At 65.2% G+C, this 13,647-nt stretch carries 16 protein-coding genes; 7 read left to right on the forward strand and 9 right to left on the reverse strand.

The window, feature by feature from the left end:
* From B4A72_RS01445 to betC, 6 genes are all read left to right on the forward strand, one after another.
* Positions 1-171: ATP:cob(I)alamin adenosyltransferase (locus B4A72_RS01445; protein WP_414692481.1), on the forward strand; the 171-nt coding region annotated here is incomplete at its 5' end.
* A 126-nt stretch (positions 172-297) separates the two neighbouring features.
* Positions 298-1,056, forward strand: coding sequence for an electron transfer flavoprotein subunit beta/FixA family protein (locus B4A72_RS01450; RefSeq protein WP_292954241.1), 759 nt, complete (start codon positions 298-300; stop codon positions 1,054-1,056).
* On the forward strand, positions 1,056-1,982 hold the full coding sequence (locus B4A72_RS01455) for an electron transfer flavoprotein subunit alpha/FixB family protein (protein ID WP_292977990.1): 927 nt from the start codon (positions 1,056-1,058) through the stop codon (positions 1,980-1,982). The genes B4A72_RS01450 and B4A72_RS01455 overlap by 1 nt, the downstream gene beginning before the upstream one ends.
* 113 nt (positions 1,983-2,095) lie before the next feature.
* Complete coding sequence (locus tag B4A72_RS01460; RefSeq protein ID WP_292977991.1) at positions 2,096-2,971, forward strand: 3-hydroxybutyryl-CoA dehydrogenase; 876 nt, start codon at positions 2,096-2,098, stop codon at positions 2,969-2,971.
* Between the two features lie 81 nt (positions 2,972-3,052).
* Positions 3,053-3,994: a choline ABC transporter substrate-binding protein gene (gene choX / locus B4A72_RS01465; protein WP_292954252.1), complete on the forward strand. Its 942-nt coding sequence runs from the start codon at positions 3,053-3,055 to the stop codon at positions 3,992-3,994.
* On the forward strand, positions 3,991-5,484 hold the full coding sequence (betC, locus tag B4A72_RS01470) for a choline-sulfatase (RefSeq protein ID WP_292954255.1): 1,494 nt from the start codon (positions 3,991-3,993) through the stop codon (positions 5,482-5,484). The genes choX and betC overlap by 4 nt, the downstream gene beginning before the upstream one ends.
* Before the next feature lie 69 nt (positions 5,485-5,553).
* Here betC and B4A72_RS01475 read toward each other — a convergent pair whose 3' ends face one another.
* The 6 genes from B4A72_RS01475 to B4A72_RS01500 all read right to left on the reverse strand — a co-directional run bounded on the left by B4A72_RS01475 (position 5,554) and on the right by B4A72_RS01500 (position 8,792).
* Positions 5,554-5,964: a DUF2852 domain-containing protein gene (locus B4A72_RS01475; protein WP_414692146.1), complete on the reverse strand. Its 411-nt coding sequence runs from the start codon at positions 5,962-5,964 to the stop codon at positions 5,554-5,556.
* Between the two features lie 85 nt (positions 5,965-6,049).
* Positions 6,050-6,664 carry a TetR/AcrR family transcriptional regulator gene (locus B4A72_RS01480; protein WP_292954258.1) on the reverse strand — a complete coding sequence of 205 codons (615 nt, stop codon included), beginning with the start codon at positions 6,662-6,664 and terminating at the stop codon, positions 6,050-6,052.
* Between the two features lie 9 nt (positions 6,665-6,673).
* A complete protein-coding gene (locus tag B4A72_RS01485; RefSeq protein WP_292954261.1) occupies positions 6,674-6,952 on the reverse strand; it encodes an HPr family phosphocarrier protein in 279 nt (92 codons plus the stop codon).
* Positions 6,949-7,359, reverse strand: coding sequence for a PTS sugar transporter subunit IIA (locus tag B4A72_RS01490; RefSeq protein WP_292954264.1), 411 nt, complete (start codon positions 7,357-7,359; stop codon positions 6,949-6,951). The genes B4A72_RS01485 and B4A72_RS01490 overlap by 4 nt, the downstream gene beginning before the upstream one ends.
* Positions 7,356-8,351, reverse strand: a complete 996-nt coding sequence (gene rapZ, locus B4A72_RS01495) for an RNase adapter RapZ (RefSeq protein ID WP_292954267.1) — start codon at positions 8,349-8,351, stop codon at positions 7,356-7,358. The genes B4A72_RS01490 and rapZ overlap by 4 nt, the downstream gene beginning before the upstream one ends.
* Before the next feature lie 27 nt (positions 8,352-8,378).
* Positions 8,379-8,792 carry an HPr kinase/phosphorylase gene (locus tag B4A72_RS01500; protein ID WP_292954270.1) on the reverse strand — a complete coding sequence of 138 codons (414 nt, stop codon included), beginning with the start codon at positions 8,790-8,792 and terminating at the stop codon, positions 8,379-8,381.
* Between the two features lie 207 nt (positions 8,793-8,999).
* Between B4A72_RS01500 and B4A72_RS01505 the strand changes: the two genes are divergently transcribed.
* Entirely contained in the window at positions 9,000-10,595 is a 1,596-nt protein-coding gene (locus tag B4A72_RS01505) for a phosphoenolpyruvate carboxykinase (RefSeq protein ID WP_292954273.1), read from the forward strand.
* A gap of 220 nt (positions 10,596-10,815) precedes the next feature.
* On the opposite strand, the gene argF is transcribed toward B4A72_RS01505, so the two are convergent.
* From argF to B4A72_RS01520, 3 genes are all read right to left on the reverse strand, one after another.
* Positions 10,816-11,742, reverse strand: a complete 927-nt coding sequence (argF, locus tag B4A72_RS01510) for an ornithine carbamoyltransferase (RefSeq protein WP_292954276.1) — start codon at positions 11,740-11,742, stop codon at positions 10,816-10,818.
* Between the two features lie 118 nt (positions 11,743-11,860).
* Positions 11,861-12,337, reverse strand: coding sequence for a GNAT family N-acetyltransferase (locus B4A72_RS01515; protein WP_292954279.1), 477 nt, complete (start codon positions 12,335-12,337; stop codon positions 11,861-11,863).
* A complete protein-coding gene (locus B4A72_RS01520; RefSeq protein ID WP_292977992.1) occupies positions 12,330-13,499 on the reverse strand; it encodes an aspartate aminotransferase family protein in 1,170 nt (389 codons plus the stop codon). The genes B4A72_RS01515 and B4A72_RS01520 overlap by 8 nt, the downstream gene beginning before the upstream one ends.
* Positions 13,500-13,647 lie beyond the last annotated feature (148 nt).

Below are 13,647 nucleotides of genomic sequence, written 5' to 3' on the forward strand. Positions count from 1 at the left end.
GTGGCCCGCCGCGCGGAACGCTGCGCGACCGCCCTGGCGGCGACGGGCGATGCCAATCCGGCGGCCATCCGCTACCTGAACCGCCTGTCGGACTGGCTGTTCGTCGCCGCCCGTCAGGCTAATGGCGGCGGAACCGAGGATATCCTGTGGGTTCCGGGCGCCAGCAGATAGACACCGCCCGACGATACAAGTCGGGCGCAAACGCAGCGTCGGAAGCCGTTTTTCGGCTGTTCCCGGGCGGGACCAGCCGCTAACACTTGGCCCCGACGAAGGACGCAACCAAGGGAGAGCAGCCACATGAAGGTTCTCGTGCCGGTGAAGCGGGTGATCGACTACAACGTCAAGGCCCGTGTGAAAGCCGATGGATCCGGGGTCGATCTGGCCAATGTGAAGATGTCGATGAACCCCTTCGACGAGATCGCGGTCGAAGAAGCGATCCGGCTGAAGGAAAAGGGCGCGGCCGATGAGGTCGTGGCCGTCAGCATCGGCGTCAAGCAGGCGGCCGAGACGCTGCGCACGGCCTTGGCGATGGGCGCCGACCGGGCGATCCTGGTCGTGGCCGCCGAGGACGTGCACCAGGATATCGAGCCGCTGGCCGTGGCCAGGATCCTGAAAGCCGTGATCGACGAGGAGCAGCCGAAGCTGGTCATCGCCGGCAAGCAGGCGATCGACAACGACATGAACGCCACCGGCCAGATGCTGGCGGCGCTGCTTGGCTGGAGCCAGGCGACCTTTGCCAGCAAGCTCGAGATCGAGGGCGACAGCGCGAAGGTCACCCGCGAGGTCGATGGCGGGTTGCAGACCATCGAGGTCAGGCTGCCCGCGATCGTCACCGCCGATCTGCGCCTGAACGAGCCGCGCTATGCCAGCCTTCCCAACATCATGAAGGCCAAGAAGAAGCCGCTGGACGAAAAGACGGCCGCCGATTACGGCGTCGATGTCTCGCCCCGGCTCGAGATCGTGTCGACCCGCGAACCCGAGGGCCGCAAGGCCGGGATCAAGGTCGATTCGGTCGACGAACTGGTTGCGAAACTGAAAGAAGCGGGGGTCGTGTGATGGCTGTTCTTCTGCTGGGTGAAGTCACGAATGGCGAACTGAGCCGCGACGCGACGGCCAAGGCCGTGGGCGCGCTGAAATCCCTGGGCGAGGTCACGGTGCTTTGCGCCGGCGCCCAGGCGAGGGCCGCGGGCGACGAGGCCGCGACGATAGACGGCGTGGCCAGGGTGCTGGTGGCCGAGGATGCGCTTTACGGCCACCGTCTCGCCGAACCGGCGGCGGCGCTGCTGGTGTCGCTGGCCGGGGATTACAGCCACATCGCCGCGCCTGCCACGACGGATGCCAAGAACATCATGCCGCGCGTCGCGGCGCTGCTGGATGCGATGGTGATCCCGGACGTCTCGGCGGTGATCGATGCCGACACGTTCGAACGCCCGGTCTATGCCGGCAACGCGATCCAGACGGTGAAATCCAGGGACGCCAAGAAGGTGATGACCATCCGCACCGCCAGCTTCGACGCGGCAGGCGACGGCAACAGCGCCCCGGTCGAGGCGATCGGCGCCGCCGAGGATCCGGGCCTGTCGAAATGGGTCGGCGACGAGGTCGCCGAAAGCGACCGGCCAGAACTGACCTCGGCCGGGCGTGTCGTCTCGGGCGGCCGCGGCGTGGGGTCCAGGGACGATTTCGCCATCATCGAGGCCCTGGCCGACAAGCTGGGCGCCGCCGTCGGCGCATCGCGCGCGGCCGTCGATTCGGGCTATGCCCCGAACGACTGGCAGGTCGGTCAGACCGGCAAGGTGGTGGCGCCGGAACTCTATGTCGCCGTCGGCATCTCGGGCGCGATCCAGCATCTTGCGGGCATGAAGGACAGCAAGGTCATCGTCGCGATCAACAAGGACGAGGAAGCCCCGATCTTCCAGATCGCCGATTACGGCCTGGTGGGCGATTTGTTCCAGATCGTGCCCGAATTGACGGAAAAGCTGTAGCAGCCTCTCCGTTGCCCAAATACCCAAACAACCGCCCCCCGCCGGGGGCGGTTTTGCATTGCAGCATGACCGCGCCCGCCCTATCGTCGCGCCGGTCAGGAAACGAGGCGAGAATGGCGATCGAGACGGTTGGAATCATCGGCGCGGGCCAGATGGGCAACGGCATCGCCCATGTCTTCGCCCTCGCGGGCTATGATGTGGTGCTGAACGACATCAGCCCGGATGCCCTGGACAAGGCCCTGTCCCTGATCGACCGGAATCTCGAACGTCAGGTCGGTCGCGACAGGATTTCGGCCGAGGACAAGAAGGCTGCGATGGGGCGCATCACGACCACGCTTCGTCTGGCCGATCTGGGCCGGACCGACCTGGTGATCGAGGCCGCGACCGAACGCGAGACCGTCAAGCAGGCCATTTTCGAAGACCTTCAGCCGCACCTGAAGCCCGAGACGATCCTGACCTCGAACACGTCCTCGATCTCGATCACGCGACTGGCCAGCCGCACCGACCGGCCCGAGAAATTCATGGGCTTCCACTTCATGAATCCGGTTCCGGTCATGCAATTGGTCGAACTGATCCGCGGCATCGCCACCGACCAGGCCACTTTCGATCTGCTGCACGAGGTCGTCAGGACGCTGGGCAAGACCGCCGCCAGCGCCGAGGATTTTCCCGCCTTCATCGTCAACCGCATCCTGATGCCGATGATCAACGAGGCGGTCTATACGCTGTACGAGGGGGTGGGATCGGTCAAATCCATCGACGAATCGATGAAACTGGGCGCGAACCATCCGATGGGACCGCTGGAACTGGCCGATTTCATCGGGCTGGATACCTGCCTTGCGATCATGAATGTGCTGCATGACGGGCTGGCCGACACGAAATACCGTCCCTGCCCTCTGCTGACGAAATATGTCGAGGCCGGCTGGCTGGGCCGCAAGACCGGCCGCGGCTTTTACGACTATCGCGGCGAAACGCCCGTTCCGACACGCTGAGCGTCGTTTCCTGACGCGCAAGAAGTCTCGGCTGACGCTGGACTGCGCAGACAATCAGAAACCTGACAGGAAGGCAAACCCATGACGATTCCGAAGACAACCACCCTCGCGCTGCTGCTGGCGGCCGTGGCCACGCCTGTTCTGGCCGACGACCCCGCGACCTGCAAGACGGTGCGCTATTCCGATCCCGGCTGGACCGACATTACCGCCACCAACGGCGTCGCGGCGGTGCTGCTGGAGGCATTGGGCTATACGCCCAAGATCGCCACGCTGTCGGTGCCGGTTGGCTATGAGGCGCTGAAGAACGGCGACACCGACCTGTTCCTGGGCAACTGGATGCCCGCGCAGCAGAAATTCCGCGACGATCTGGACCAGACCGGCCAGATCGAGGAACTGGCCCGGAACCTCGAAGGCGCCAAGTTCACCCTGGCGGTGAACAAGCCCGGCGCCGCCGCCGGCGTAAAGGATTTTGCCGATCTCGATGCCCGCAAGGACGAATTCGACGGCAAGATCTATGGCATCGAGCCCGGTGCGCCGGCGAACCAGTCGATCCAGGCGATGATTGACGCCGACGCATTCGGGCTGGGCGACTGGACGCTGGTCGAATCGGGCGAACAGGCCATGCTGGCTCAGGTCGGCCGCAACGAGAATGCGGGCAAGCCCACGGTCTTCCTGGCCTGGGCGCCCCATCCGATGAACGAGGCCATCGACATCACCTACCTGTCGGGCGGAGACGAACAATTCGGACCGGATTTCGGGGGCGCCACGGTGCACACGCTGGCCCGCTCCGAATGGGTCGAAGCCTGCCCCAACGCCGCAAAACTGTTCAGCCAGCTTGTCTTCGACGTGCCGATGGAAAATGTCCTGATGGGCAAGATCCTGAACGACGGGATGGATGGCCGGCAGGCCGCGAAGGAATGGATCGCCGCCAATCCCGACGTCGCGGCGACATGGCTGGACGGCGTGACCACGCTGGATGGTCAGCCCGGCGACAAGGCGGTCATGGCTGCGGTGAGCAAGTGAAGCCCAATATCCTGATCCTGATGGCGGATCAGCTGTCGGGGGTGTTTTTCCCCGACGGCCCCGCCGATTTCCTGCATACGCCTCACCTGCGCCGGCTGGCCGACAGATCAACCCGGTTTGCCAATGCCTATACGGGCAGCCCGCTTTGCGCGCCGGGGCGGGCCAGCTTCATGTCCGGCCAGTTGCCCCGCCGCACGCGGGTCTACGACAATGCGGCCGAATTCGCCTCGGACATTCCGACCTATGCCCATCATCTGCGGCGGGCGGGCTATCAGACCTGCCTGTCGGGCAAGATGCATTTCGTCGGGCCCGACCAGATGCACGGGTTCGAGGAACGGCTGACCACCGACATCTACCCGGCCGATTTCGGCTGGACGCCGGATTACCGCAAGCCGGGCGAACGGATCGATTGGTGGTATCACAATCTGGGCTCGGTCACCGGCGCGGGCGTGGCCGAGATCACCAACCAGTACGAATATGACGACGAGGTCGCCTATAATGCCTGCCGCAAGCTTTACGACCTGTCGCGCGGGCAGGATGACCGGCCGTGGTGTCTGACCGTCAGCTTCACCCACCCGCATGACCCCTATGTCGCACGGCGCAAATACTGGGATCTCTATGACGGGGCGCCGGAACTGGCCGCGCCAGAGGCCATCGCCTATCAGGATCAGGACGCGCATTCACAGCGATTGATGGATGCCTGCGACTGGCGAGAATTCGACATCACCGATCGCGACATCCGCCGCGCGCGCCAGGGTTATTTCGCCAATATCAGCTATATCGACGACAAGATCGGCGAGGTTCTGGACGTGCTGGAACGCACGCGACAGGAGGCGATCATCCTGTTCCTGTCCGATCATGGCGACATGCTGGGCGAACGCGGGCTGTGGTTCAAGATGAGCTTTTACGAAGGCTCGGCGCGCGTTCCGCTGATGATCGCGGCGCCGTCGATGCAGCCGGGGCGTGTGGATCGCCCGGTCAGCACCATCGACGTGCTGCCGACTCTTTGCGATCTGGCAGGACTGCCGATGGACGAGATCGCGCCCTGGACCGATGGCGAATCGCTGGCCGATGGCGGCGCGTCGCGCAACCCGGTGCCGATCGAATACGCGGCCGAGGGCAGTATAACCCCGCTGGTCGCGATCCGCGACGGCGGCTGGAAATACACCGCCTGCAAGGCCGATCCCGAACAATTGTTCGATCTGCAGACCGATCCGGACGAGCGCGTCAATCTGGCGGGCGATCCGGCCCATGCCGCAACCTTGCAGCACTTGCGGGCGATGGCGCGGGATCGCTGGGATCTGGATGCCTATGATTCCGAGGTTCGGCAAAGTCAGGCACGACGCTGGATCGTCTATGAGGCCCTGCGCAACGGCGCGTATTATCCGTGGGACTACCAGCCGCTGATGCAGGCCTCCGAACGATACATGCGCAACCACATGGATCTGAACGTGCTGGAAGAGAACAAGCGTTTTCCGCGCGGCGAGTGATCCACCGATCCGCGCAGGCGCTGTCGGCGATCAGGGGCCGGACGTCCCGGCCCCCGACCTCACGCGGGATCATTCCTCCGTCTTCGGACGGCGCTGTTGCATGAACTGATCGAATTCGGCCTTGTCCTTGGCCTCCCGCAGCTTTTGCAGGAAATCCATGAACTCTCCATGCTCTTCCTCCAGCCGCTTCAGCGTTTCTTCGCGATAGGCGTCGAAAGCCGAATTTCCGGTGGGGGCCGCGTAGTGGCGCGGGCGATAGCCGCGATGGCTGCGTTGACTGCATCCGAACATGCGTTTGCTCCAGATCATGTAGACGAGGATAGCCAGCCCGATCGGCCAGAAGGCAACGAAGCCCAGGATCATGGCGACGATCCAGGCCACGCGGCCGCGTTCATCCAGCCAGTCGCGACCTCGTCGCAAGAGACCGGGGCCACGCTGCGCCATCGAATAGGCGGTGATTTGCGGTGATGCGCTCTGCATCTTTGTGATCCCTCCATGTTAATGTTAATCACATTTACATAGATGGGCGCGAAACCCGCGGCGTCAAGAGAGGCCTGGGGAAAAATCACTCGGGGATCAGGCCCAGCCCGCGCAGATAGATGATGACGCCACTTTCCAGCATCGCCGAAGGCTCGACCGGGCTGCGTCCGCCGGGCTTGCCGCGCGAGAACAGTTCGACCACGCCGTGGCTCATCGCCCAGATATGGTTCGCCACCATCCGCGCGGGCGGGCGGCGATCTTCGGGCAGACGCTCGGCCAGCGTGCCGGCGGCGCGCAGCAGCACCCCCTGCGCCCGTTCGGACGCCTTGGCCAGATCGGCATTGCCGGCAATCGAGATGCCGGATTCGAACATCGCCATGTAATAGCCGGGCCGATCGGCCGCGAAATCCAGATAGGCCTGACCCATGCGCAGAAACGCGGTCAGCGCCTTGGGCCGGCCTTCGTCGAAAGCGGCCTCCAGCCGGCCGGCGAATTCGACGAAACCCTGCCGCGCGACCTCTTCCAGCAGATCTTCGCGGCCCTTGAAATGCCGATAGGGGGCGGCCGGCGAAACACCGGCGCGGCGCGCAGCCTCGGTCAGGGCAAAGGCCTGCGGTCCCAATTCCTCGATCAGGGCGGCGGTGGCCTCGACCAGGGCCTGACGCAGATTGCCGTGGTGATAGGTTTTGCGGTCGGCCACGGCTGCGGCCTACATGCCTTCGCCGAAATAATCGCCGATCAGCGCCTCAAGCGCATCGGCCAGCGCCGCCGCCTCCGGTCCCGAGGTGGTCACGGTGATGCGGCTTCCGCGCGGCGCGGTCAGCATCAGCAGTCCCATGATCGAATCACCGGCCACGCAAATCCCGTCCTTTTCGACCTGCGCCTGCGCATCGAAACGTTCGACCACATCGACGAATTTCGCGCTGGCCCGCGCATGAAGGCCCTTTTCGTTGATGATCGACAATTCCCGCGTGACCTTGCCGCTCATCGGGTCCCCAGGGCGGCTTCCAGCGGCACGGTGTAGGAATTGATGTATTTGCGTCCGGCCTCCTTGGCAAAGGCCACCGCATCCCTGACCGGCAGGTGGCGGGTCTTGGCCAGCTTGACCAGCATCGGCAGATTGGCGCCGTAAAGGATCGTGCGGTCATGCACCGCGCAGGCCGGCAGAGACAGGTTCGAGGGCGACCCGCCGAAAAGATCGGTCACCACCACCACCCCGTTGCCGTCATCGACCGCGTCGGCGGCCTGCCGGATTTCGGTCATCTTGGCGCCACGATCGTGATTATCCTCGATCGCGACCGCCGCGATTCCCGTCTGCGGCCCGACCACATGTTCGACGGCGGACAGATATTCCCGCGCCAACCCGCCATGCGCCACGATGACAATACCGATCAACGCAACCTACCAAATTCTGCTGCCTGCGTCTCTGCTTCGCCGGTCGCGGCCTGACGGCCAAGCTCGGCGGCGGAGAGAGACGTCGGGTTGCGGCGTTCCAGTTCCCTGTGTCTTATTGACACCGGCCAACCGGCCTCTGCAAGCGCAAGCGCCATCAATTCAGCCATTGTGACGGAACGATGTTTCCCTCCGGTGCATCCGAAACCCACCGCCAGGTGCGTCTTGCCTTCTTCTATATGTGCCGGAAGCAGAAACAGGATCAACTCGCGCACGCGCTGGAAGAACTCTGCGAATCGCTCGTCGTCCCGGACGAAATCCTGCACCTGACGGTCCAGACCCGTCAACGCGCGCAGTTCCGGCTGCCAATGCGGATTGGACAAGAACCGGCAATCGAACATCATGTCCACGCCGCGCGGCACGCCGCGCTTGTAGCTGAAGGAATGCAGCGACACGCTGAGCCGCCGCCCCTGCCGCACATCGAACCAGCGGGTCAGTTCGGCCTTCAGGTCATGGGGAGACAATTCCGAGGTATCGACCAGGACATCGGCCCGCGCCCGGATCGGCTGCAACAGATCGACCTCGGCCGTGACCCCGCCCAGCGGCGCGCTGTCCGGCGTCAGCGGATGGCGGCGGCGGGTTTCGTTATAGCGGCGCACCAGCACGTCGGGGTCGCAATCCAGATAGAGAACCTCGGGCGCATAGCGCGGATCGCGGGTCAGCCGGTCGATCAGTTCGATCACGTTGGCCGATGAGAAATCGCGATTTCGGACATCCAGCCCCAGGGCCAGAGGTTCGGGCCGGCTGGGACCGTCAAGCAGACGCGGGATCAGCGACAGCGGCAGGTTGTCGATCGCCTCGAAGCCCATATCCTCAAGCGCGTTGATCGCGGTCGAGCGACCGGCCCCGGACGGACCGGTCACCAGAACCAGCCTCTGCGCGTCGGCTGTCCGGGGGCCGTCGCGGTCTTCCGCCAGATCGAGATCCTCAGCCATCGGGTGTCAGACTTCCTTTCCGTCGCGTCATTGCCGCCGTCCGAACAGCAGATACTGCCGCAATGCAGCATAAAGATGCGATCGATAGGGCCCCGGCACAAGTGGCAAGGCCCTGCCAAGCAGCGGATAGGTCGTGCAGTCTGGCAAGCGTGCCACGCCCTCCTGCGCCAGATCGACGACCAGCGACAGCCGGACGGGACCATGCGGCGGGGCCGCCAGCAGCCCCACGCCGCGTGCCTCGATCGTGCCGACCAGCGCGGCGGGGCAACTTGCCACGACATCATCCCCCTGCGCCGTCAGATCGGTCCGGTCGTCGGCCACCAGTCGCGCTCCGACGGCCATCAGTTGCAGCGCCAGCGTGGATTTTCCGCTGCCGGACGGCCCCAGGATCAGCAGCCCCCGCCCTCTCAGGGCCACGGTCGTGGCGTGCATCTGCGTCATTCGAATCACTCCTCTCCGTCATTCTGGCTCGGAAAGGGTTAATTTTCCGTCCCCGGTCCTGCATATTCTGCATTGTTGGCGATAACATTTTGCGTTTGCGCTAACCGTTTGCGCTCGCGTCTTTTCCGCTTTCGACCGCGTGCTATAGCCGGTCAGAACGGCGTCACGAAAGCGTCGCGGATCAAGGAAAAGCAGGAGCGTCCAAAGATGACCACGCGCGTCAATCCGAAATGCCGGCTGGAGGATCAGGGTATCGAGGGGCTTGGGAGGGTTTACTACAACCTGCCGGAACCGGCGCTGATCACCGAGGCGGTCGTGCGCGGCGAAGGCCGCCTGGGCCTTGGCGGCGCGTTCCTGGTCTCGACCGGGGCACATACCGGACGTTCGCCCAAGGACAAGTTCGTGGTCCGCACCCCCGATGTCGAGGACTCGATCTGGTGGGACAACAACGCGGCGATGGCGCCTGACGCCTTCGACCGGCTGCACCATGACATGCTGGCCCATATGCAGGGGCGCGATTATTTCGTGCAGGATCTGTTCGCCGGCGCCGATCCCGATCTGCGTCTGGATGTTCGGGTGATCACCGAACTGGCGTGGCACGGGCTGTTCATCCGCCACCTGCTGCGTCGCCCCGAGGCAGCGGAACTGGACGGCTTCACGCCCGAATTCACCATCATCAACTGCCCCGGCTTCACCGCCGACCCCGATCGGCATGGCTGCCGCGGCGGCACGGTGATCGCGCTGAACCTTCACAAGAAACTGATCCTGATCGGCGGCACCGCCTATGCGGGCGAGAACAAGAAGTCGGTCTTCACGCTGCTGAACTACCTGCTGCCCGAAAAGGGCATCATGCCGATGCATTGCAGCGCCAATCACGCGCCGGGCGATCCCACCGACAGCGCGATCTTCTTCGGCCTGTCGGGCACCGGCAAGACCACGCTGTCGGCCGACCCGTCGCGGGCCCTGATCGGCGACGACGAACATGGCTGGTCGGATCGCGGCATCTTCAATTTCGAGGGCGGGTGCTACGCCAAGACGATCAACCTGTCCCCCGAGGCCGAACCCGAGATCCACGCCACCACCGCGCGCTTCGGCACGGTGATCGAGAACATGGTTTTCGATCCCCTCACGCTGGAACTGGATTTCCAGGACAATTCGATCACCGACAACATGCGCTGCGCCTATCCGCTGGAGGCGATCTCGAACGCCTCGAAGACCAGCCTTGGCGGGCATCCGAAGAACGTCATCATGCTGACCTGCGACGCCTATGGCGTGCTGCCGCCGATCGCGCGGCTGAGCCCGGCGCAGGCGATGTATCATTTCCTGTCGGGTTTCACCGCCAAGACCCCCGGCACCGAGGTCGGCGTGACCGAGCCGATCCCGACCTTCTCGACCTGCTTCGGCGCGCCGTTCATGCCGCGCCGCCCCGAGGTCTATGGCAGGCTACTGGCCGACAGGATCGGCCGGCACGGCGCCAGCTGCTGGCTGGTCAATACGGGCTGGACGGGCGGCGCCTTCGGCACCGGATCGCGGATGCCCATCGCCGCGACGCGCGCATTGCTGGCGGCGGCGCTGGATGGCAGCCTGAATACGGCGCAATTCCGCAAGGATCCCAATTTCGGCTTCGACGTGCCGGTCTCGGTCCCCGGCGTCAGGGACAGCCTGCTGGATCCGCGCCAGACCTGGGCGGACGGCACGGCCTATGACCGGCAGGCCGCGAAACTGGTGCAGATGTTCAGCGACAATTTCGCGCAATACCTGCCCGGCATCGACGAGGATGTGCGCGCCGCCGCCATCGGCTGATCCGAACGGCGCCCGGCACCGATCCATCCGCGGCAGAAGCGGGCAGAAGCCGGACCCCGCGCCTTCGCGCGGGGTTTTCGCAGCGCGCCGGGCGGCCCGCTTCTGCCCGCGCGGCTGACGGATCTTCCGGATCCGCCCCGGAAATCCGTTCCCGCCACCGGCACCGAAGCCCGGTTCGGATCGCGATCCAGCAATCGCCGGTTCGCAAGCGCCGGCGCCGTCAGACCCCCAGACACCAGCGCATGATCGCCTTCTGCGCGTGCAGCCGGTTTTCGGCCTCGTCCCAGATCACCGAATGCGGCCCGTCCATGACGGCGCTCGTCACCTCGTCTTCGCGATGGGCAGGCAGGCAATGCATGAACAGCGAATCGGGTTTCGCCCGTGCCATCAGCGCCTCGTTCACCTGATAGCCGCGCAACTGGTTGTGACGCCGCTCTTTCGCCGATTGCGGATCATGCATGCTGACCCAGGTATCGGCAAAGACGAGATCGGCCCCCTCGACCGCCTTCATCGGATCGCGTTCGATGCTGACCCCGACGCCCTGCGCGCGCGCAAAGGCCAGCGCCGCGTCATCGGGATCCAGAGGCGGCGGTCCGGTGAAGGTGAAGTCGAAGCCGAACTGGCCGGCTGCATGGATCACGCTGGTGCAGACGTTGTTGCCATCGCCCACCCAGACCACCTTGCGTCCCGCGATGGGGCCGCGATGCTCCTCGAAGGTCATCACGTCGGACATGATCTGGCAGGGATGGGTGCGGTTCGTCAGCCCGTTGATCACCGGCACATCGGCGTATTCGGCCATTTCCTGCAACGTGGCTTCCTCGAAGGTGCGGATCATGATCAGATCGACATAGCGCGACAGCACCCGGGCGGTATCCGCGATGGTCTCGCCATGACCAAGCTGCATTTCCGAGCCCGACAGCACCATCGTCTGCCCGCCCATCTGCCGCGCGCCGATGTCAAAGCTGACGCGGGTCCGGGTCGAGGGCTTTTCGAAGATCAGCGCCACCATCCGGCCGGCCAGCGGCAGATCGTCGTCGGGCGTGCCCTTGGGACGGCCGCCCCTGGCGGTCTTCATGGCGATGGCCTGATCGATGATCGACCGCAGATCGCCCCTGGCGGTCGTGTTCAGGTCCAGAAAATGCGTCATCGTGAACTCTTTCGGATTTGGGCCAGCAAGCCCGCTTGCGAGGGCGGGGTCAAGGGGGCGCCGCCCCCGCCGCGCGGGCGCGCGGCCCCCCGGGGTATTGGGGCAACGAAGAAACCCCCTATCGTCGGCGCGCCATCACGAGGACGCTTTGGCCTTCGCTGTCGGTGGCGATCCGCAGGCCCGAAAATCCGGCCTTTTCATAGGCGCGGATCGCGCGCAGGTTTTCGGGGGCCGGGTCGATCACCAGGGTCGAGCCGTCCTGCAGCAGCAGATCGCCAAGCGCGCGCAGCCATGCCCCGCCCTGCCCCCGCCCCGCCGGCGCGCCGAACACGTCAAGGGCGATGCTGTCCTGGGGCAGGCCGGCAAAATGCGGCGCGGGCCAGTGAAATGCCGGATAACATTGCGCATAGCCAAGCGGGGTGTCGCCCCTCAGCGCGATCAGCTGCCGCATCGGCGCCGCCCGCCGTTCCGCGCGGATCAGCGCAAGCTGGCGTTCCGCGTCCGGCCACCATCGTGCCACCTGCGGAACGCGCAGCCATTCGGCCAGCATCGGCAGATCGGCCGCGGTCACGGGACGGAAGCCGTAGTCAGGCATGAAGGCTGTCGGCCGCATGGTCCAGCCGCGTCACCGCCTCGGCGATCTCGTCGTCGGTGATGTTCAGCGGCGGCAGCAGGCGCAGGGTGTTGTCGGCAGCGGGCACGGTCAGGATCCGCCGGGCGTAGCCCGCCTTGACCAGATCGGTTGGCGCGATCCTGCATTTCAGACCCAGCATCAGGCCCTGCCCGCGCACGGATTCGAAGATGTCTGCATGAGCCGCGACCAGCGCCTCCAGCTTCTGGCGGAACAGGCCGGCCTTGCGGTTGACCTCGGCCAGAAAGGCCGGATCGGCCACGATCCGCATCACCGCCGCACCGACCGCGCAGGCCAAGGGATTGCCGCCATAGGTCGAGCCATGGCTGCCCGCGACCATGGCCGATGCGGCGTTTTCGGTGGCCAGAACCGCGCCCAGCGGAAAGCCGCCGCCGATGCCCTTGGCGATCATCATGATATCGGGCGCGATGCCGGCATATTCATGCGCGAACAGCCGCCCCGTGCGACCCATGCCGCATTGCACCTCGTCCAGCACCAGAAGCGCGCCGGCGCGGTCGCACAGCGCGCGGATCTCGCGCAGGTCGGCATCGGGCAGCGGGCGGATGCCACCCTCGCCCTGGACCGGCTCCAGCATCACCGCCGCCGTCCGGTCGCCGATCGCGGCGCTCAGGGCGTCCATGTCATCCCAGGGCAGTTGCCGGAAGCCGGGCATCAGCGGCCCGAAGCCCTTGACCATCTTGTCCGACCCCGCCGCCGCGATCGCCCCGGTCGAGCGGCCATGGAAGGCCCCCTCGAAGGTCAGGATTTCGGGACGGTCCTCGCCCTTCTCATACCAGTATCTGCGCACCATCTTGATCGCCAGTTCCGCCGCCTCGGTGCCGGAATTGGTGAAGAAGACCGTATCGGCGAAGGTGTTTTGCACCAGCAGATCGGCCAGAGCTTCCTGTTCGGGGATCTGGTAGAGGTTCGAGACATGCCAGATCCGCCCCGCCTGCGCGATCAGCGCGGCGACCAGATCCGGATTGGCATGGCCCAGCACGTTGACGGCGATGCCCGCGCCCAGATCCAGATATCGGGTGCCGTCGGTGGCGATGGCCCAGGCACCCTCACCCCTTTCGAAGGCGATGTCAGCGCGGTTGTAGGTCGGCAGGACGTGCGAAATCATGGCGGATTCCCCGGATGGCATGACTGAGATGAAGGCAGGCTTGATCGGACGGTGACGGGACCCCGGCAAGGCCGTGCGTCAACGTCGGGGACGGGCGAAACGGGCGGTCCGGACGATCATGGGCCACCGCATAGCCCCGAATCGCGGC

The organism is Paracoccus sp. UBA5162, from assembly GCF_002413585.1.
Lineage (GTDB): Bacteria > Pseudomonadota > Alphaproteobacteria > Rhodobacterales > Rhodobacteraceae > Paracoccus.

Bases quoted from the DNA above. Each gene is read 5' to 3' on its own strand.
- B4A72_RS01450 (WP_292954241.1), top strand. From the start codon at position 298: ATGAAGGTTCTCGTGCCGGTGAAGCGGGTGATCGACTACAACGTCAAG.
- B4A72_RS01455 (WP_292977990.1), top strand. From the start codon at position 1,056: ATGGCTGTTCTTCTGCTGGGTGAAGTCACGAATGGCGAACTGAGCCGC.
- B4A72_RS01460 (WP_292977991.1), top strand. From the start codon at position 2,096: ATGGCGATCGAGACGGTTGGAATCATCGGCGCGGGCCAGATGGGCAAC.
- choX (WP_292954252.1), top strand. From the start codon at position 3,053: ATGACGATTCCGAAGACAACCACCCTCGCGCTGCTGCTGGCGGCCGTG.
- B4A72_RS01475 (WP_414692146.1), bottom strand. From the start codon at position 5,964: ATGCAGAGCGCATCACCGCAAATCACCGCCTATTCGATGGCGCAGCGT.
- B4A72_RS01485 (WP_292954261.1), bottom strand. From the start codon at position 6,952: ATGAGCGGCAAGGTCACGCGGGAATTGTCGATCATCAACGAAAAGGGC.
- rapZ (WP_292954267.1), bottom strand. From the start codon at position 8,351: ATGGCTGAGGATCTCGATCTGGCGGAAGACCGCGACGGCCCCCGGACA.
- B4A72_RS01500 (WP_292954270.1), bottom strand. From the start codon at position 8,792: ATGACGCAGATGCACGCCACGACCGTGGCCCTGAGAGGGCGGGGGCTG.
- B4A72_RS01505 (WP_292954273.1), top strand. From the start codon at position 9,000: ATGACCACGCGCGTCAATCCGAAATGCCGGCTGGAGGATCAGGGTATC.
- argF (WP_292954276.1), bottom strand. From the start codon at position 11,742: ATGACGCATTTTCTGGACCTGAACACGACCGCCAGGGGCGATCTGCGG.
- B4A72_RS01515 (WP_292954279.1), bottom strand. From the start codon at position 12,337: ATGCCTGACTACGGCTTCCGTCCCGTGACCGCGGCCGATCTGCCGATG.
- B4A72_RS01520 (WP_292977992.1), bottom strand. From the start codon at position 13,499: ATGATTTCGCACGTCCTGCCGACCTACAACCGCGCTGACATCGCCTTC.